General features: G+C 64.6%; 13 protein-coding genes. 3 read left to right on the top strand and 10 right to left on the bottom strand.

The window, feature by feature from the left end; translation table 11 throughout:
• Positions 1-85: 85 nt before the first annotated feature.
• From JYK05_RS00860 to JYK05_RS00835, 6 genes are all read right to left on the bottom strand, one after another.
• The gene (locus JYK05_RS00860) at positions 86-355 is read right to left on the bottom strand and encodes an HPr family phosphocarrier protein (protein WP_159835102.1); all 270 of its coding nucleotides are present in this window, start codon (positions 353-355) and stop codon (positions 86-88) included.
• A gap of 36 nt (positions 356-391) precedes the next feature.
• Positions 392-880, bottom strand: coding sequence for a PTS sugar transporter subunit IIA (locus JYK05_RS00855; RefSeq protein ID WP_175939218.1), 489 nt, complete (start codon positions 878-880; stop codon positions 392-394).
• 236 nt (positions 881-1116) lie between these two features.
• Positions 1117-2073 carry a glutathione synthase gene (gene gshB / locus JYK05_RS00850; RefSeq protein ID WP_206467416.1) on the bottom strand — a complete coding sequence of 319 codons (957 nt, stop codon included), beginning with the start codon at positions 2071-2073 and terminating at the stop codon, positions 1117-1119.
• 50 nt (positions 2074-2123) lie between these two features.
• The gene (gene gshA / locus JYK05_RS00845) at positions 2124-3413 is read right to left on the bottom strand and encodes a glutamate--cysteine ligase (RefSeq protein WP_206467415.1); all 1290 of its coding nucleotides are present in this window, start codon (positions 3411-3413) and stop codon (positions 2124-2126) included.
• A gap of 291 nt (positions 3414-3704) precedes the next feature.
• Positions 3705-5198 (bottom strand): ammonium transporter, encoded by a 1494-nt coding sequence (locus tag JYK05_RS00840; protein ID WP_206467414.1) that lies wholly within the window; start codon positions 5196-5198, stop codon positions 3705-3707.
• A 30-nt stretch (positions 5199-5228) separates the two neighbouring features.
• A complete protein-coding gene (locus tag JYK05_RS00835; RefSeq protein ID WP_014190273.1) occupies positions 5229-5567 on the bottom strand; it encodes a P-II family nitrogen regulator in 339 nt (112 codons plus the stop codon).
• A 397-nt stretch (positions 5568-5964) separates the two neighbouring features.
• Between JYK05_RS00835 and JYK05_RS00830 the strand changes: the two genes are divergently transcribed.
• Both JYK05_RS00830 and JYK05_RS00825 read left to right on the top strand, forming a co-directional pair.
• Positions 5965-6225, top strand: coding sequence for an accessory factor UbiK family protein (locus tag JYK05_RS00830; protein ID WP_159835097.1), 261 nt, complete (start codon positions 5965-5967; stop codon positions 6223-6225).
• 97 nt (positions 6226-6322) lie between these two features.
• A complete protein-coding gene (locus JYK05_RS00825) occupies positions 6323-7858 on the top strand; it encodes a YifB family Mg chelatase-like AAA ATPase (RefSeq protein ID WP_206467413.1) in 1536 nt (511 codons plus the stop codon).
• Positions 7859-8221: 363 nt separating this feature from the next.
• Here the strand turns inward: JYK05_RS00825 and JYK05_RS00820 are convergent, their stop codons facing one another.
• On the bottom strand, positions 8222-8806 hold the full coding sequence (locus JYK05_RS00820; protein ID WP_206467412.1) for a hypothetical protein: 585 nt from the start codon (positions 8804-8806) through the stop codon (positions 8222-8224).
• Positions 8807-8963: 157 nt separating this feature from the next.
• Here JYK05_RS00820 and JYK05_RS00815 point away from each other — a divergent pair, with 157 nt between their 5' ends.
• Positions 8964-9503 carry a TlpA disulfide reductase family protein gene (locus JYK05_RS00815; protein ID WP_206467411.1) on the top strand — a complete coding sequence of 180 codons (540 nt, stop codon included), beginning with the start codon at positions 8964-8966 and terminating at the stop codon, positions 9501-9503.
• A gap of 48 nt (positions 9504-9551) precedes the next feature.
• Here JYK05_RS00815 and JYK05_RS00810 read toward each other — a convergent pair whose 3' ends face one another.
• Genes JYK05_RS00810 through JYK05_RS00800 form a run of 3 tightly spaced genes read right to left on the bottom strand, consistent with a single transcriptional unit; the run spans position 9552 to position 14206 of the window.
• A complete protein-coding gene (locus tag JYK05_RS00810; protein WP_206467410.1) occupies positions 9552-10892 on the bottom strand; it encodes a sigma-54 dependent transcriptional regulator in 1341 nt (446 codons plus the stop codon).
• 21 nt (positions 10893-10913) lie between these two features.
• Positions 10914-12896, bottom strand: a complete 1983-nt coding sequence (locus tag JYK05_RS00805) for a sensor histidine kinase (protein WP_206467409.1) — start codon at positions 12894-12896, stop codon at positions 10914-10916.
• 23 nt (positions 12897-12919) lie between these two features.
• On the bottom strand, positions 12920-14206 hold the full coding sequence (locus tag JYK05_RS00800; protein ID WP_175939127.1) for a dicarboxylate/amino acid:cation symporter: 1287 nt from the start codon (positions 14204-14206) through the stop codon (positions 12920-12922).
• Positions 14207-14229 lie beyond the last annotated feature (23 nt).

Genomic DNA, 14229 nt, shown 5'->3' with positions numbered 1-14229 from the left:
ACCGCGCCACTGAATGGAGCAGACGCAAAAAAGCCGCGTCGATGCGCGGCTTTTCGTTGCGTGCATGCAGTTTCCGATGAGGCGCTTACTGCCCTTCTCCGAACTTGTCTGCGATCAGGCCGAGTATCGCCTGCATGGCTTCTGCTTCGTCTGGACCTTCGGTTTCGATCGTCACCGTGCTGCCAATGCCCGCTGCCAGCATCATCACGCCCATGATGCTCTTCGCGTTGATGCGGCGGCCGTTGCGACTCATCCAGATCTCGGACTGATAGTTGCCGGCGAGTTGCGTGAGCTTCGCGGATGCCCGCGCATGCAGCCCGAGCTTGTTCACGATGGTTGTTTCTTGTTGCTGCATGATGCTCCGAAACGCGAGTGGATGAGGGAAGCGGCGTCAGTGGCTCGCGGCTTTAGCGGCAGCGAGATCGGCGCTCGCGGAACAGGCGGGATCCGGCGAGCCGGCCACTGTCGTTGCGAGCGCGCAGGGATTGAGCGGCGTGGACGAATCGAGTTCCTGAATGCCCTTCGACCCGCCTTGCAGAATCTTTTCCGTGAGCGTATCGAGCGGCGTGGCGCGATAGCAGACGGCGCGCACGAGCATCGGCAGATTGACGCCCGCGAGCACGCGCACGTCGGCTTCCGCGAGGCTCGCCGCGATGTTGGCGGGCGTCGCGCCGAAGACGTCGGTAAGCACGATCGCGCCGTTGTCTTCCTTCAGGCGGTCGATTTCCGAGCGGGCGAATGCGCGGACCTCGACGGGATCGCAGTCGGCGGTCACGTCGATGACGCCGATGCGCGCGGGCAAGCCGCCGTAGATATGAGCGACGCACTCACGAAGCGCGGTGGCGAATGGTGCGTGCGCGATGATCAGAATGCCAGCCATGTCGGGATTGCTACCTCTGTAGCGACAAAAACGTCAGACATCGCTCGAAAACGCGCGAGCGTCGCGTGTCACAGGCCATATATGCATCCGGCCGGTCGGGAAATCAACCGGCGGCGCGGGCGGCCTTCCCGTCATGCAGGCTCGCAGAAGCTGTTCCAGCCCCAGTTCGCAAGCCGACGGGAAGTCAATTGTAACAGTGCTGGCAGCGCGCGTTTTGCAGTGCGCCAAATGCACGGTCAGCCGACTGCGCGCTCCAGCGCGTCGATGAACATGCCCGCCACGTCGAAGCCCGTCTGATCCATGATCTCGCGGAAGCACGTGGGGCTCGTCACGTTGACTTCCGTGAGATAGTCGCCGATGGCGTCCAGCCCGGCGAGCAGCAGTCCGCGCGCCTTCAGCACCGGACCGAGCGTTTCAGCGATCTCGCGGTCGCGCGCCGTCAACGGCTGCGCGCGGCCGAGCCCGCCCGCCGCGAGATTGCCGCGCACTTCGCTGCCTTGAGGAATGCGTGCGAGCGAATACGGCACGGGCTCGCCGCCGATCACCAGAATGCGCTTGTCGCCCGCCGAAATTTCGGGGATGAACTTCTGCGCCATCACCATGCGCGCGCCGTTCTCGCTCAGCATCTCAATGATCGAACCGAGATTCATCCCGTCCGCCTTCACGCGAAACACGCCCATGCCGCCCATGCCGTCGAGCGGCTTGAGAATGACATCGCCGTGCTCGGCGTGGAATGCGCGCAAACGCGCCGGGTCGCGCGTGACGAGCGTCGGCGCGACGAACTGCGGCCATTCGGCGATGGCGAGCTTCTCCGAGTGATCGCGGATGGCCTGCGGCTTGTTGAACACGCGCGCGCCCGAGCGCTCGGCGATTTCGAGGAGCCACGTCGCGTTCACGTATTCGAGGTCGAACGGCGGGTCCTTGCGCATGAGCACCGCGCCGAACTTCGCGAGCGGCAGGTTCTCCGCCTCCGCCGCCGAAAACCACGGCGAGCGGCCGCTGTCCGCTTCGTCGCCGACAATCTCGATGCGGCGCACGTTCGCCTCGACCGCGCTGCCCGTCCATGCGAGATGCTGCGGCTCGCACGCGTAGAGCACGTGGCCGCGGCGCGCGGCTTCGGCCATCATCGCGTAGGTCGTGTCCTTGTAGATCTTGAAGTGATCGAGCGGGTCGGCGATAAAAAGAATGTCCATAGTCTTCGCTTGGGTTCACGCGGCCTGCGAGCTTACCGCAAGCCGCGCGCTTACACCTGAATGGCTTCCGGATCCGTCTTTTCGAGTTCCACCGACGCCGCCAGCAGCCCGAGTCGCGCCACCACGCCGTACATGTAGAAGCGGTTCGGCGGCGCGGCGCCCGGCTTCGCGTGCGCGTCCGGCAGCGCCGTGTGCTCGAAGCCGAGCGGCACGAAGTGCATGCCCGGCGCGTTCAGGTTTTGATCGCGCCCGCGAGAATCGTGCACGCGATAAAAGCCGCCCACGACATACCGGTCGATCATATACACGACCGGCTCCGCCACCGCGTTCTCCACGCGCTCGAACGTATGCACGCCTTCCTGCACGATCACGTCATGCACTTGCAGGCCGTCTTTCGCGTCGTTCATCTTCGCGCGCTCGCGCTTCGTGAGCGCGGCCACTTCGCTTGCGTCGTGCACGGTCATCACGCCCTTGCCGTACGTGCCGGCGTCCGCCTTGATCACCACGTACGGCTTTTCGCTGATGCCGTATTCGCGATACTTCTTCGCAATCTTCTTGATGACGCCGTCGATGGCGTCGGCGAGCGCCTCTTCGCCCGTGCGCGCCTCGTAATCCACGCCTTCCACATGCGCGAAATACGGGTTCACCATCCACGGATCGATCTCGACCATCTTCGCGAACTTCTTCGCCACGTCGTCATAGCAGGAGAAGTGCGTCGATTTACGGCGCACGGCCCAGCCCGCATGCAGCGGCGGCAGCAGATACTGCTCGTGCAGATTCTCGAGGACAGGTGGAATGCCCGCCGACAAGTCGTTGTTGAGCAGAATCGAGCAGGGATCGAAGTTCTTCAGCCCGAGCCTGCGCGGCGTGCGTTCGAGCGGTTCCAGCACGATCTTCTGGCCGTCGGCGAGCGGAATCGTCACCGGGCCGTGGATGTTTTCATCGAGCGTGCCGAAGCGGACGTTCAGTCCCGCCTGCCGCATGATCGTGGCGAGCCGCGCGACGTTTTCCAGATAGAACGCGTTGCGCGTGTGGCGTTCCGGAATCACGAGCAGATTCTTCGCGTCGGGACAGATCTTCTCGATCGACGCCATGGCCGCTTGCACGGCGAGCGGCAGCACTTCCTGCGGCAGATTGTTGAATCCGCCGGGAAAGAGGTTGGTGTCGACGGGCGCGAGCTTGAACCCTGCGTTACGCAGATCGACGGAACAGTAAAACGGCGGCGTGTGCTCTTGCCATTCGAGACGGAACCACCGCTCGATGGCTGGCGTGGCCTCGAGGATTTTCCGCTCGAGATCGAGCAGAGGGCCACTCAACGCCGTAACTAAGTGCGGGACCATTGATTTCTCGCGGACAGCTTTGCACGGGACCGGAGCGTTACGCCCGGCCGATAGAAGACCAAAGATTGTAGAGCAATTGTTTTGCCTAATTGGGGATGAGCCGCCAATTACCAAGGTCTCATGCGCCCCGTCAGGCAATGCAAGACGATCCTCAATGGACGAAACCCGGACGCGCAGTGTTTATTCCGCTTCAAACAAAAAAAACCCGCCATGAAGGCGGGCCAAGTCGCTGCGCTCGTTCTTGTAGCCGCAGCGCGCGCGATCGATACGCGCACGCTTGCGGCACATTCGTCATTCGACGTGTTCGCCGTGCAGCGTCACGTCGAGACCTTCGCGTTCCTGTTCTTCCGTGACGCGCAGGCCCATGGTCATGTCGATGATCTTCAGCAGGACAAAGCTCACGACGCCCGAGTAGATCAGCGTGACGAGCACGCCCTTCGCCTGCACGAGCACCGAGCCGTCGAACCCGCCGATGTCCTTCACTGCGAACACGCCCGTCAGCAGCGCGCCGATGATCCCGCCCACGCCGTGCACGCCGAACGCGTCGAGCGAGTCGTCGTAGTTGAACTTGTGCTTGAGCCACGTCGCCGACCAGAAGCAGACCACGCCCGCGACGATGCCGATCACGATCGCGCCCGGCACGCCGACGAAGCCCGATGCAGGCGTCACGGCCACGAGACCCGCCACCGCGCCCGAAATGATGCCGAGCACCGACGGCTTGCCCTTCGTGAGCCACTCCGCGAACATCCAGCCGAACGCGGCGAAGGCGGTGGCGATTTGCGTGGTGAGCATCGCGAAGCCGGCACGGCCATCAGCCGCGACCGCCGAACCCGCGTTGAAGCCGAACCAGCCGACCCACAGCATCGACGCGCCGATCAGCGAGAGCACGAGGTTGTGCGGCGCCATCACTTCGCGGCCATAGCCGACGCGCTTGCCGAGCACGAGACAGCACATCAGACCCGCGATACCCGCGTTGATGTGCACCACCGTGCCGCCCGCGAAGTCGAGCACGCCTGCCGTCGCCAGCCAGCCGGTCGGCTCCCAGACCATGTGCGCGATCGGCGAATAGACGATGAGCGACCACAGCGCCATGAACACGAGCATCGCGGAGAACTTCATGCGGTCCGCGAACGCGCCGGTGATGAGCGCGGGCGTGATGATCGCGAACGTCAACTGGAACGCGAAGTAGACCGACTCCGGAATCGTCGAGGCGAGATGGCTGACGGTGAGCGTCGTCGCCTTGTCGCCCTTGATGTAGGCCATGCCGTGCAGGAACACGCGCGAGAAGCCGCCGATGAACAACCCGCCCGGCGTGAACGCGATGCTGTAGCCCACCACCGTCCAGAGGATCGTCACGAGACAGCAGATCGCGAAGCTCTGCATGACCGTCGCGAGCACGTTCTTCTTGCGCACCATGCCCGCGTAGAAGAGTGCGAGACCGGGGATCGTCATGAACAGCACCAGCGCGACGGAGGTCAGCATCCACGCGGTGTCGCCGGAGCTGATCTTGGATGAATCGACCGAGAACGGCTCGGTCGGCGCGGCAGGCGCAGCTTCAGACGCGCCCGATGCGGCAGCGGCCGCTTCCGCCGACGAAGCCATCGCCGTGTTCGCGCTGGCAGGCGCGCTTGCCGCCGAAGCGGCGTCGGATGCGCTCGCCGCAGCGGCGTCGGACGCGGGTGCCGAGGCGGCGACCGGAGCGGACGCGTCCTCTGCGAGTGCGGTGCCGACATTCGCGCCGATGAGCGCGCCCGCCACCATCAATGACATCAAAAAGTTGCGCATTCTTCTGGTTCCTCTTATCGCCGATTTTTCTTAGAGCGCGTCCGCGCCGGTCTCGCCGGTACGAATGCGAATCACCTGTTCGATTGCGGTGACGAAGATCTTGCCGTCGCCGATCTTGCCCGTGCGGGCCGCGCGTTCGACGGCTTCGATTGCCTGATCCACGATGTCGTCCGAAACGGCTGCCTCGATCTTCACCTTCGGCAGGAAGTCGACGACGTACTCCGCGCCGCGATACAGCTCGGTGTGCCCCTTCTGGCGGCCGAAGCCCTTCACTTCCGTGACGGTGATACCCGAAACGCCGATGGCCGAAAGCGCCTCGCGCGCTTCGTCGAGCTTGAACGGCTTGATGATTGCGGTGATGAGTTTCATGTGTCCCTCGCTGTGGTTGCCTGATCCTTCCGCCTGCCGTTCCGCTGAGAACGCGTTGAGAAAAGGTCGCGCCACTTATGCAACTCGTATGCCAACCGAGTATCGGCAAGGCTTTCAGCGATATTGCGTCCGATAGCACCGCGCCCCTCTGCCGAACGGCTAACGCGCGCGGCGTGCGCTGGCGCAGGGGCCGGTTCATTGCTAGAGTGGTCGCGAGGTCCGCAAAAAGGGCATGGACGGCCAACGCAGCCGCGAGCCGGCGCTAAAATCGCGTCGCCTGTGAGATGCCCCCGGCGTGCGTTCGTGGAACACGCGCGCGCACCAACATCGAACATTCGATGTTTCGGGGCACTGACCTAACAACGAATGCACTTTATTTGTGCAGAAGGGAGAAACGATGAAGCAGCCCAACGACGTGTTCAACGACCTGCAGCAGAAGATGAGCGAGCTTTTCAAGAACTCGCCCGCGAAGGACGTCGAAAGAAACATGAAGGCGATGCTTTCTCAAGGCTTCTCGAAGCTCGATCTCGTCACGCGCGAAGAATTCGATACGCAGACGCAAGTGCTCGTGCGCACGCGCGCGCGGCTCGAAGAACTGGAAAAGCGCGTCGCGCAACTGGAGCAGCGGTTGACGAGCACCGGCGCGGCGCAAGACTAAAGCGCGCCGTTCTTTGGTACCCGGCCGGCGAGCCGTGAAGTCCTAGTCTTATTGCCGGCGCGGCCGTTTTCCGGCGCGCGCCGTTTCAGGTGAAATCATGTCGCTTGCCGTGGTACGCAGCCGCGCGCCCGCCCCTGGGCGCGCGCCGGAAGTCGTCGTCGAAGTCCATCTTGCCAACGGGCTGCCGTCATTCTCCATCGTCGGCCTGCCCGATCTCGAAGTCCGCGAAAGCCGTGAGCGCGTGCGCGCCGCGTTGCAGAACTGCGGCTTCGATTTTCCCGTCAGCCGTATCACCGTCAATCTCGCGCCTGCCGATCTGCCGAAGGAATCCGGCCGCTTCGATCTACCTATCGCGCTCGGCATTCTCGCCGCGAGCGGGCAAATTCCCGCGGAATCGCTCGCGAATCGTGAATTCGCGGGCGAGTTATCGCTGACCGGCGCGCTGCGCCCGATGCGCGGCGCGTTCGCGATGGTCTGCGGCGCGGCGCGCCAGTACGCGGGCAGCGCCAGTGTTCCCGAGATATACGTGCCGCTCGCGAGCGCCGCCGAGGCCGCGCTGGTGCCAGGCATCGACGTTTTCGGGGCGGCGGATCTTCCCGAACTGTGCGCGCATCTTAATGGCGTGCCAGACGCGCGGCTGCGGCCCGCGCAAGCGACAACGCTTTCGGACGCGTTGTCGGCGCCGTCGCCCGATCTCGCCGATGTCATCGGTCATCCGGGCGCGCGACGGGCGCTCGAAGTGGCGGCGGCGGGCGGGCATCATCTGCTGATGGTCGGGCCGCCGGGCGCGGGCAAGTCGATGCTGGCGGCGCGTCTGCCCGGCCTTTTGCCGCCGATGTCCGACGACGAAGCGCTCACGTCCGCCGCCATTCTCTCGGCGAGCTCGCTCGGCTTTCACCCGGCGCAGTGGCGGCAGCGGCCGTTTCGCGCGCCGCATCATTCGTCGAGTTCGGTCGCGCTCGTCGGCGGGCGCAATCCGCCGCAACCAGGCGAGATCACGCTCGCGCATCTGGGCGTACTCTTTCTCGACGAGCTTCCCGAATTCGATCGCAAGGTGCTCGAAACGCTGCGCGAGCCGCTCGAAGCCGGCCGCATCACCATTTCGCGGGCCGCCCAGCAAGCCGACTTCCCTGCCGCCTGCCAACTCGTCGCCGCGATGAACCCGTGTCCGTGCGGGTGGCGCGGCGACCCTTCCGGCCGATGCCGATGCTCGCCGGAGATCGCCACGCGTTACTTGCGCAAGCTGTCCGGGCCGCTCATGGACCGCATCGACATTCAGATCGAACTGCCCGCGCTCTCGCCGGCGGAATTGTCGGCGCGCAGCGCGAAGCGTGGCGAATCGAGCGCGCAGGTCGCGGCACGCGTGGCGGTCGCGCGCGAGACGCAGTTGCGCCGGCAGGGCAAGACGAATCGCGAGCTGGATGGCCGCGAAGCCGACGACGTTTGCCGCCCCGATTCCGCCGGCGAGGCGCTGCTGCGCTCGGCGGGAGAGCGGTTCGGCTGGTCGGCGCGGGCGTACTACCGCGTGCTGAAAGTGGTGCGGACCATCGCGGACCTCGCCGGCGTCGACACGCCGGACGCCGCGCACGTCGCGGAGGCGGTCCAGTACCGGCGGGCGCTCGGCATCGCATGAGGCTGCGACGGTTCGCGTCAGCGCAAAAATGCTTGTCAAGTCTTGACTTATGCACACCGACGCGATCCGCGCCCATCTTTCGTCGGATATGACGCCGGCTACACGTCGATTCCGCAGGCCATTGATTTTATTGAACTAATTAAATTGCCGTGATCGGAGGCAAAGTAACGACAGCCGCTTGTTTCGGGCTTTCGGTGGCTACCGCACACTCTTCTCCACAAAGTTATCCACAGAACTTGTGGATAGCGGAAAAAGTCCTGACAAATCCGTGGATTACGGCTCAATTCTGCGAAGCGACTTGCATTCGATTTCAGTTCGGCACGGCGCTTTTAAGCCAGTACTTGCATGATTCGAGCGTCCCCTCTAAAAAAGTTTAAAGGACGTGAAGAATTGATCCGCTTGCTCGGCGGGCGGCGCTTTGTCAGAGACGATCGCCAGCTGATACACATGCATGCCGCGTGCGACGAAACGCGCGTGGATGGTCCGCGACTCGCGCTTTTGGCCGCTTTGCCCTTCGACCTGCATCTCGCTGCCGAGCACGCGCCCGCCCGCCGCCAGCTCGATTTGCGTCGCGCGCGCTGCCGGATGCGCATTCACGTTGCGCGCGAGGCCCTGCTCAAGGTAGTCGAGCGCCGCGCGTTGCAGCGCCGGGTCCGCGCTCGGAAGCACGACGGTGCCGACAGCGAACACGGCGTCGTTCGCTTCGGCGGTCTGCATGCGCATGGTCATCGGCTGGCCGGCGATCTCGATCTTGCGTTCGTCCGCGCGAGGCTTGGCGGGCAGCGTCACTTCGTAGCCGTCGTCGTTGTTCATGACGGTGCGCCAGTCGTACGCGGGCGTGCAGGCGAGCAGCGCGCCACAGGCAACCGCCGCCATCGACGCGCGCCACGCACCGAGCGCGGCAAAATGGCGCACTGCGGCCGCCACGGGGAGAAAAGCCTGCTTCATGTCCGATTCTTTGCGTGAAAAAGCATCATTATCGCGCCGCGATGCCGGGCCTTCGGCTCCGACATGATGCCGCCGGGCGTTTGGCGCTAAAATAACCGGCACTTTCCTATTGCGGTTGCGCCGCTCACGGCGCTGGACTCTGCAATCCGAGGTTCCCATGTCTCAAACCACGCAAGATACTTCCGGCCGCGTCAAAAGCCCGCTGCGCTACATCGTCATGGCGCTCGTCGCGGGCGTGATCGCCTGTAGCGGCTACTTCGCGTTCGGCGGCCAGCAGCGCGTGCCGGACGCCACGTTCACGCTGCTGTCGGGCCAGAAGATTTCGACATCGGCCGATCTGAAGGGCAAGGTCTATCTCGTCAACTTCTGGGCGACGAGCTGCGAGACCTGCATGAAGGAAATGCCCGAGATGATCAACACGTACAACAAGTTCAAAGGGCGTGGGCTTGAGTTCGTCGCCGTCGCCATGAACTACGACGCGCCGATGTACGTCAACAACTACGCGCAGACGCGCAACCTGCCGTTCAAGGTCGCGATGGACGACGGCAGCGCCGCCAAGCGGTTCGGCAACGTGCAACTGACGCCGACTACCTTCGTCGTCGACAAGAACGGCAAGATCCTGAAACGCTACGTCGGCGAGCCGACGTTCGCGGAACTGGATGCGCTGCTGGACAAGGCGCTCGGCTCCGCGGCGTGAGCGCAGCCCGTCTCAAGATGACGCCCGCTTATGCGGGCGTTGTCGTTTCTAGCGGTCCGAATCGCCTTTCGCGGCGAGCCCGTAACGCTTGATCTTCTCGTAGAGCGTCGCCTTGCCGACCTGAAGGCGGTCCGCCGCCACCGCGACCGCGCCGCCGCACTGCTCCAGCGTTTCCGCGATGACCGCGCGCTCGAACTGCTCGGCGCGCTCCTTGAGCGATTGCGTCGCCGTGTCCAGCGACGCGCTCACGTCGTCCATCACGCCGAGCACCATGCGATCCGCCGCGTTGCGCAACTCGCGCACGTTGCCGGGCCAGTCGCGCTGCATGAGTTCGGCGCGCTGCCGGTCCGTGATGAGCGGCGCGGGCCGGCCGTAGCGCACGGCGGCATCGAGCAGAAAGTGTTCGAAGAGCGGCACGATGTCCTCGCGGCGCTCGTTGAGCGGCGGCAACGTGATGGTCACGACGTTCAGCCGATACAGCAGGTCGCGCCGGAACGTGCCGTCCGCGACGTGCTCGTTCATGTCGCCCTTGGCCGCCGCCACCACGCGCAGATTCGCCTGCACCGGCTGGTTCGACCCGAGCCGTTCCAGCACGCCGTCCTGCAACACGCGCAGCAGCTTCACTTGCAGCGAGAGCGGCATGCTTTCGATCTCGTCGAGAAACAGCGTGCCGCCCGATGCGTGCTCCAGCTTGCCGATGCGCCGCTTCTGCGCGCCCGTGAACGCGCCCGCTTCGAAGCCGAACATTTCGGACTCGAACATCGGCTCGGGCAGCGCGCCGCAGTTCACCGCGATAAACGGCTTGTCGCGGCGCGGCGACATCTCATGCAAGCTCCGCGCGATCAGTTCCTTGCCCGCGCCCGTGTCGCCGTTGATGAGCACTGAGGCGTCCGTCGGCGCGACGTTCGCGATCAGCCGACGCACCTGTTCGATGGCCGGACTGCGCCCGATGATGCGCGGCGCCACGCCGCTCTGATCGGCCAACTCGCGCCGCAGCGCCTGATTCTCCAGCACCAGCGTGCGCCGTTCGAGCGCCCGCCGCACCGCTTCCACGAGACGCTCCGAGGCGAACGGCTTCTCGATGAAGTCGTACGCGCCGTCGCGCATGGCCTGCACGGCCATCGAAATATCGCCGTGTCCGGTGACGAGAATCACGGGCACGTCTGGCGCGCGTTCGCGGCATTGCGCGAGCAAATCGAGGCCGCTCGCGCCCGGCAGCCGGATGTCGCTCACGATCACGCCGGGAAAATTCGCGTCGATGACGCGCGCCGCCGATTCGACGCTGCCGTGGCCCGCCACCTCGAAGCCCGCGAGTTGCAGGCTCTGCACGCTCGCGCGGCGCACGAGCTCGTCGTCTTCGATAAAGATCACCTGCAAACCGGTGGTCATGTCTTGCCTCGATTCAAATGGCTATGCGCGTCGCAGCGTCAACACGAATTCTGCGCCGTGCGAGTGATCGGCGTCGGCTTGCGTGCCGCCTTCCGGGCCGTCCGCGACGATGGGCGCCACGCGATTGCGCGCGACGAGCGTGCCGCCGTAGTCCCGCGCGATCGCCGACGAAATCGCCAGTCCCAAGCCGAGCCCATGACCCGTCTCCTTCGTCGTGAAGAACGGCTCGAACAGATGCGGCAACGCGTCGGCGGGAATGCCCGGCCCGTTGTCGCGCACGACGATCTCCACCGCATCCGCCCGCGCGTCCAGTTCGATCACGATGCGCGGGGCATCGCAGGAGGCGACGGCATCCAGCGCATTGCCGATCAGGTTGATGAGCACCTGCTCCAGCCGCAAGTCCTCGCAGCGCACCATGATCGGCGGGCCGTCGCCTTCCAGTTCCGGCGCGATGTCCAGCACGACGTTCGAAAGACGCGGCCCGAGCATGCCGAGCACGTTACGCAGCGCCCGCGCCACATCCGTGCGCGCGTTTTTCGGCCGCGCCTTGGCGACGAAGAGCTTCAGCTGATTCGTGATCTTGCCCATGCGCTCGGTCAGCGCGGCAATGGCTTCGAGATTTTCGCGCGCCGCCGCCTGATCGCCGCGCTCGATCAGCACGCGCGTGTTGTCCGAGAAACTGCGTAACGCGGCAAGCGGCTGATTCAGCTCGTGCGTGATGCCCGCCGCCATCTGGCCGAGCGCGGCTAGTTTGCTCGCCTGAATGAGTTCGTCGTGCGCGGCGCGCAAGTCCTGCTCGGCGCGCGTGCGTTCGTTGACTTCCTTCGTGAGTTGCGCATTGGCCTGCGACAAGTCCGCCGTGCGCTCCGCTACGCGCTGATTCAGCTCCGCATACGCCGCCTGCAACAGCTCGCGGCTGCGGATCATCTCGCGCACGCGCGCGCGCCGCATGCGCCAGTAGAACGCGAGCAGACACAGCGAGACAAAGACGAGCGCCGTCACGACGACCGCTGTCTGCGCCGCGCTTTCGACGGGATCGAGCGGCGCCATCGTGATGAGTTGCCAGTCCGGCTCGCCGATGGAACGGCGCGTCTCCAGAAAACTCGGCGCGTTGTGTCCGCCGCCGACGCGCACGATCTGCGCGCCGCCTTCCAGCGTTTCGACGACGGACAGGGGCAGCGGCGTGATCGGCTGCTGCGCGTACTGTCGCGTCTGATACACCGACGCCTCGACGCTCTGCGGCAGCGGCCGCACCGTGTGATATTTCCACGACGGCACCGAGGACAGAAAGATCACGCCATGATCGTCGGTGACGAGCAGCGGCTCGGACGCATCCGCGCCTTGCAGCCATTCGAGATTCAGCTTGACGACCGCCACGCCGATCAGCTCGTGCCCGCCTTCCTGATACACCGGCTGCGAAATGTAGTAACCCGGTTCGAGCGAGATGGTGCCGAGTCCGAAGAATCGTCCGACGCCGCCTTTCACGGCATCGACGAAATACGGACGGAAGTGATATTCCACGCCGATGAAGCTGTCAGGCCCGCGCCAGTTGCTTGCCGCGACACAGTAGCCGTCGGCGCGAATCAGGTAAGTCGCCGTGGCATGCGCGCGGCGGTTAAGGTCTTCGAGATAGCGGTTCGCGCGATCGACATTGTGCGCATCGGGCGAGACGAGCACGTCCTGCACGAACGGATGGCGCGACAGTAAATACGGCAGATATTCGTAGCGGTCGAGCGTGCTTTTGAGCGTGCTCGTGGTGCGATCGACGCGCGCCGCCGCGTTGCGCCGCAATTCGTCGATGCCGCGCTGCCGCTCGACGTGCCACGTGAGCGCGCAACACGCCGTGAGCAGCGCGGCGAGCGCAAAGAACACGAGGATGCGGCGCGTCACGTGATGAGATTCCCGCGATTGAGAATCCCTTATTGTGGCATAGGCGTTTTCGGGATAAGCCTGCCGAAACGCGCGCGGCGAAGCGTCCGCAGTCGGAGGCTTCGCCGCTCGCATGTTCGCGTCCGTCCCGAGTCGCTTCAGACCGTTTCGGCCTCTTCGGTCACGTCCACATTGCGATGCAAGGCCGCGCGCAGCTTGGCGCGATCGAGCTCGCGCTCCCACGCCGAGACGACCACCGTCGCCACGCCATTACCGACGATGTTCGTCAGCGCGCGGCATTCGCTCATGAAGCGGTCCACGCCGAGAATCAGCACCATGCCCGAGAGCGGAATGGTCGGCACCACCGCCAGCGTCGCGGCCAGCGTGATGAAGCCCGCGCCGGTCACGCCGCTCGCGCCCTTCGATGTCAGCATCGTCACCGCGAGCAGCGTCAACTGCTGGCCCCACGACAGGTCGGTGTTGGTCGCCTGCGCGATGAAGAGCACCGCCATCGTCATATAAATGTTGGTGCCGTCCAGATTAAACGAATAGCCGGTCGGCACGACGAGACCCACGACCGAGCGCGAGCAGCCGAGCTTTTCGAGCTTGAGCATCAGTTGCGGCAGCGCGGCTTCGGACGAACTCGTGCCGAGGACGATCAGCAGTTCTTCCTTGATGTACGCGACGAAGCGCAGCACCGAGAAGCCGACCATGCGCGCGATGATGCCGAGCACCACGACGACGAACACGACGGAGGTCAGATAGAACGTGCCGATCAGCTTGAGCATGGGCAAGAGCGAGCCGATGCCGTATTTGCCGATAGTGAAGGCCATCGCGCCGAACGCGCCAATGGGCGCGAGCTTCGTGATGATGCCGACCATGCCGAAAAGCACGCTCGACAGGCTTTCGATGAAGCTCGTCACCGGCCTGCCGCGCTCGCCGAGATGCGCCAGCACCGCGCCGAACAACAGCGCGATCAAGAGAATCTGAAGGATTTCGCCCTGCGCGAACGCGGACGACAGCGTGTCCGGGATGATGTGCAGGAAGAAATCGACCGCGCTCTGACCGTGCGCGGCCTTCGCGGCGTACGTGTCGATGGCCTTGTGATCGAGCGTCGCCGGATCGACGTTGAAGCCGACGCCCGGCCGCAGCAGGTGCGTGGCGACGAGGCCGAGAATCAGCGCGAACGTCGATACGACTTCGAAGTACAAGAGCGCCTTGCCGCCGACGCGCCCGACCTTCTTCATGTCCTCCATGCCGGCGATGCCGGTCACGACGGTGCAGAAAATGATCGGCCCGATGACCATCTTGATGAGCTTGATGAAGCCGTCGCCGAGCGGCTTCATGTCGGTGGCGAGCGAGGGATAGAAATGCCCGAGCGCGATACCGATGGCAATGGCCACGAGCACCTGCACGTACAGGACTTTGTAGAAAGGTTTCTTCACGATGGTTCCAGGCAATATCAGCA

The organism is Caballeronia sp. M1242 (genome assembly GCF_017220215.1).
Classification (GTDB): domain Bacteria; phylum Pseudomonadota; class Gammaproteobacteria; order Burkholderiales; family Burkholderiaceae; genus Caballeronia.
This window is presented reverse-complemented; position numbering and strand designations above follow the sequence as displayed.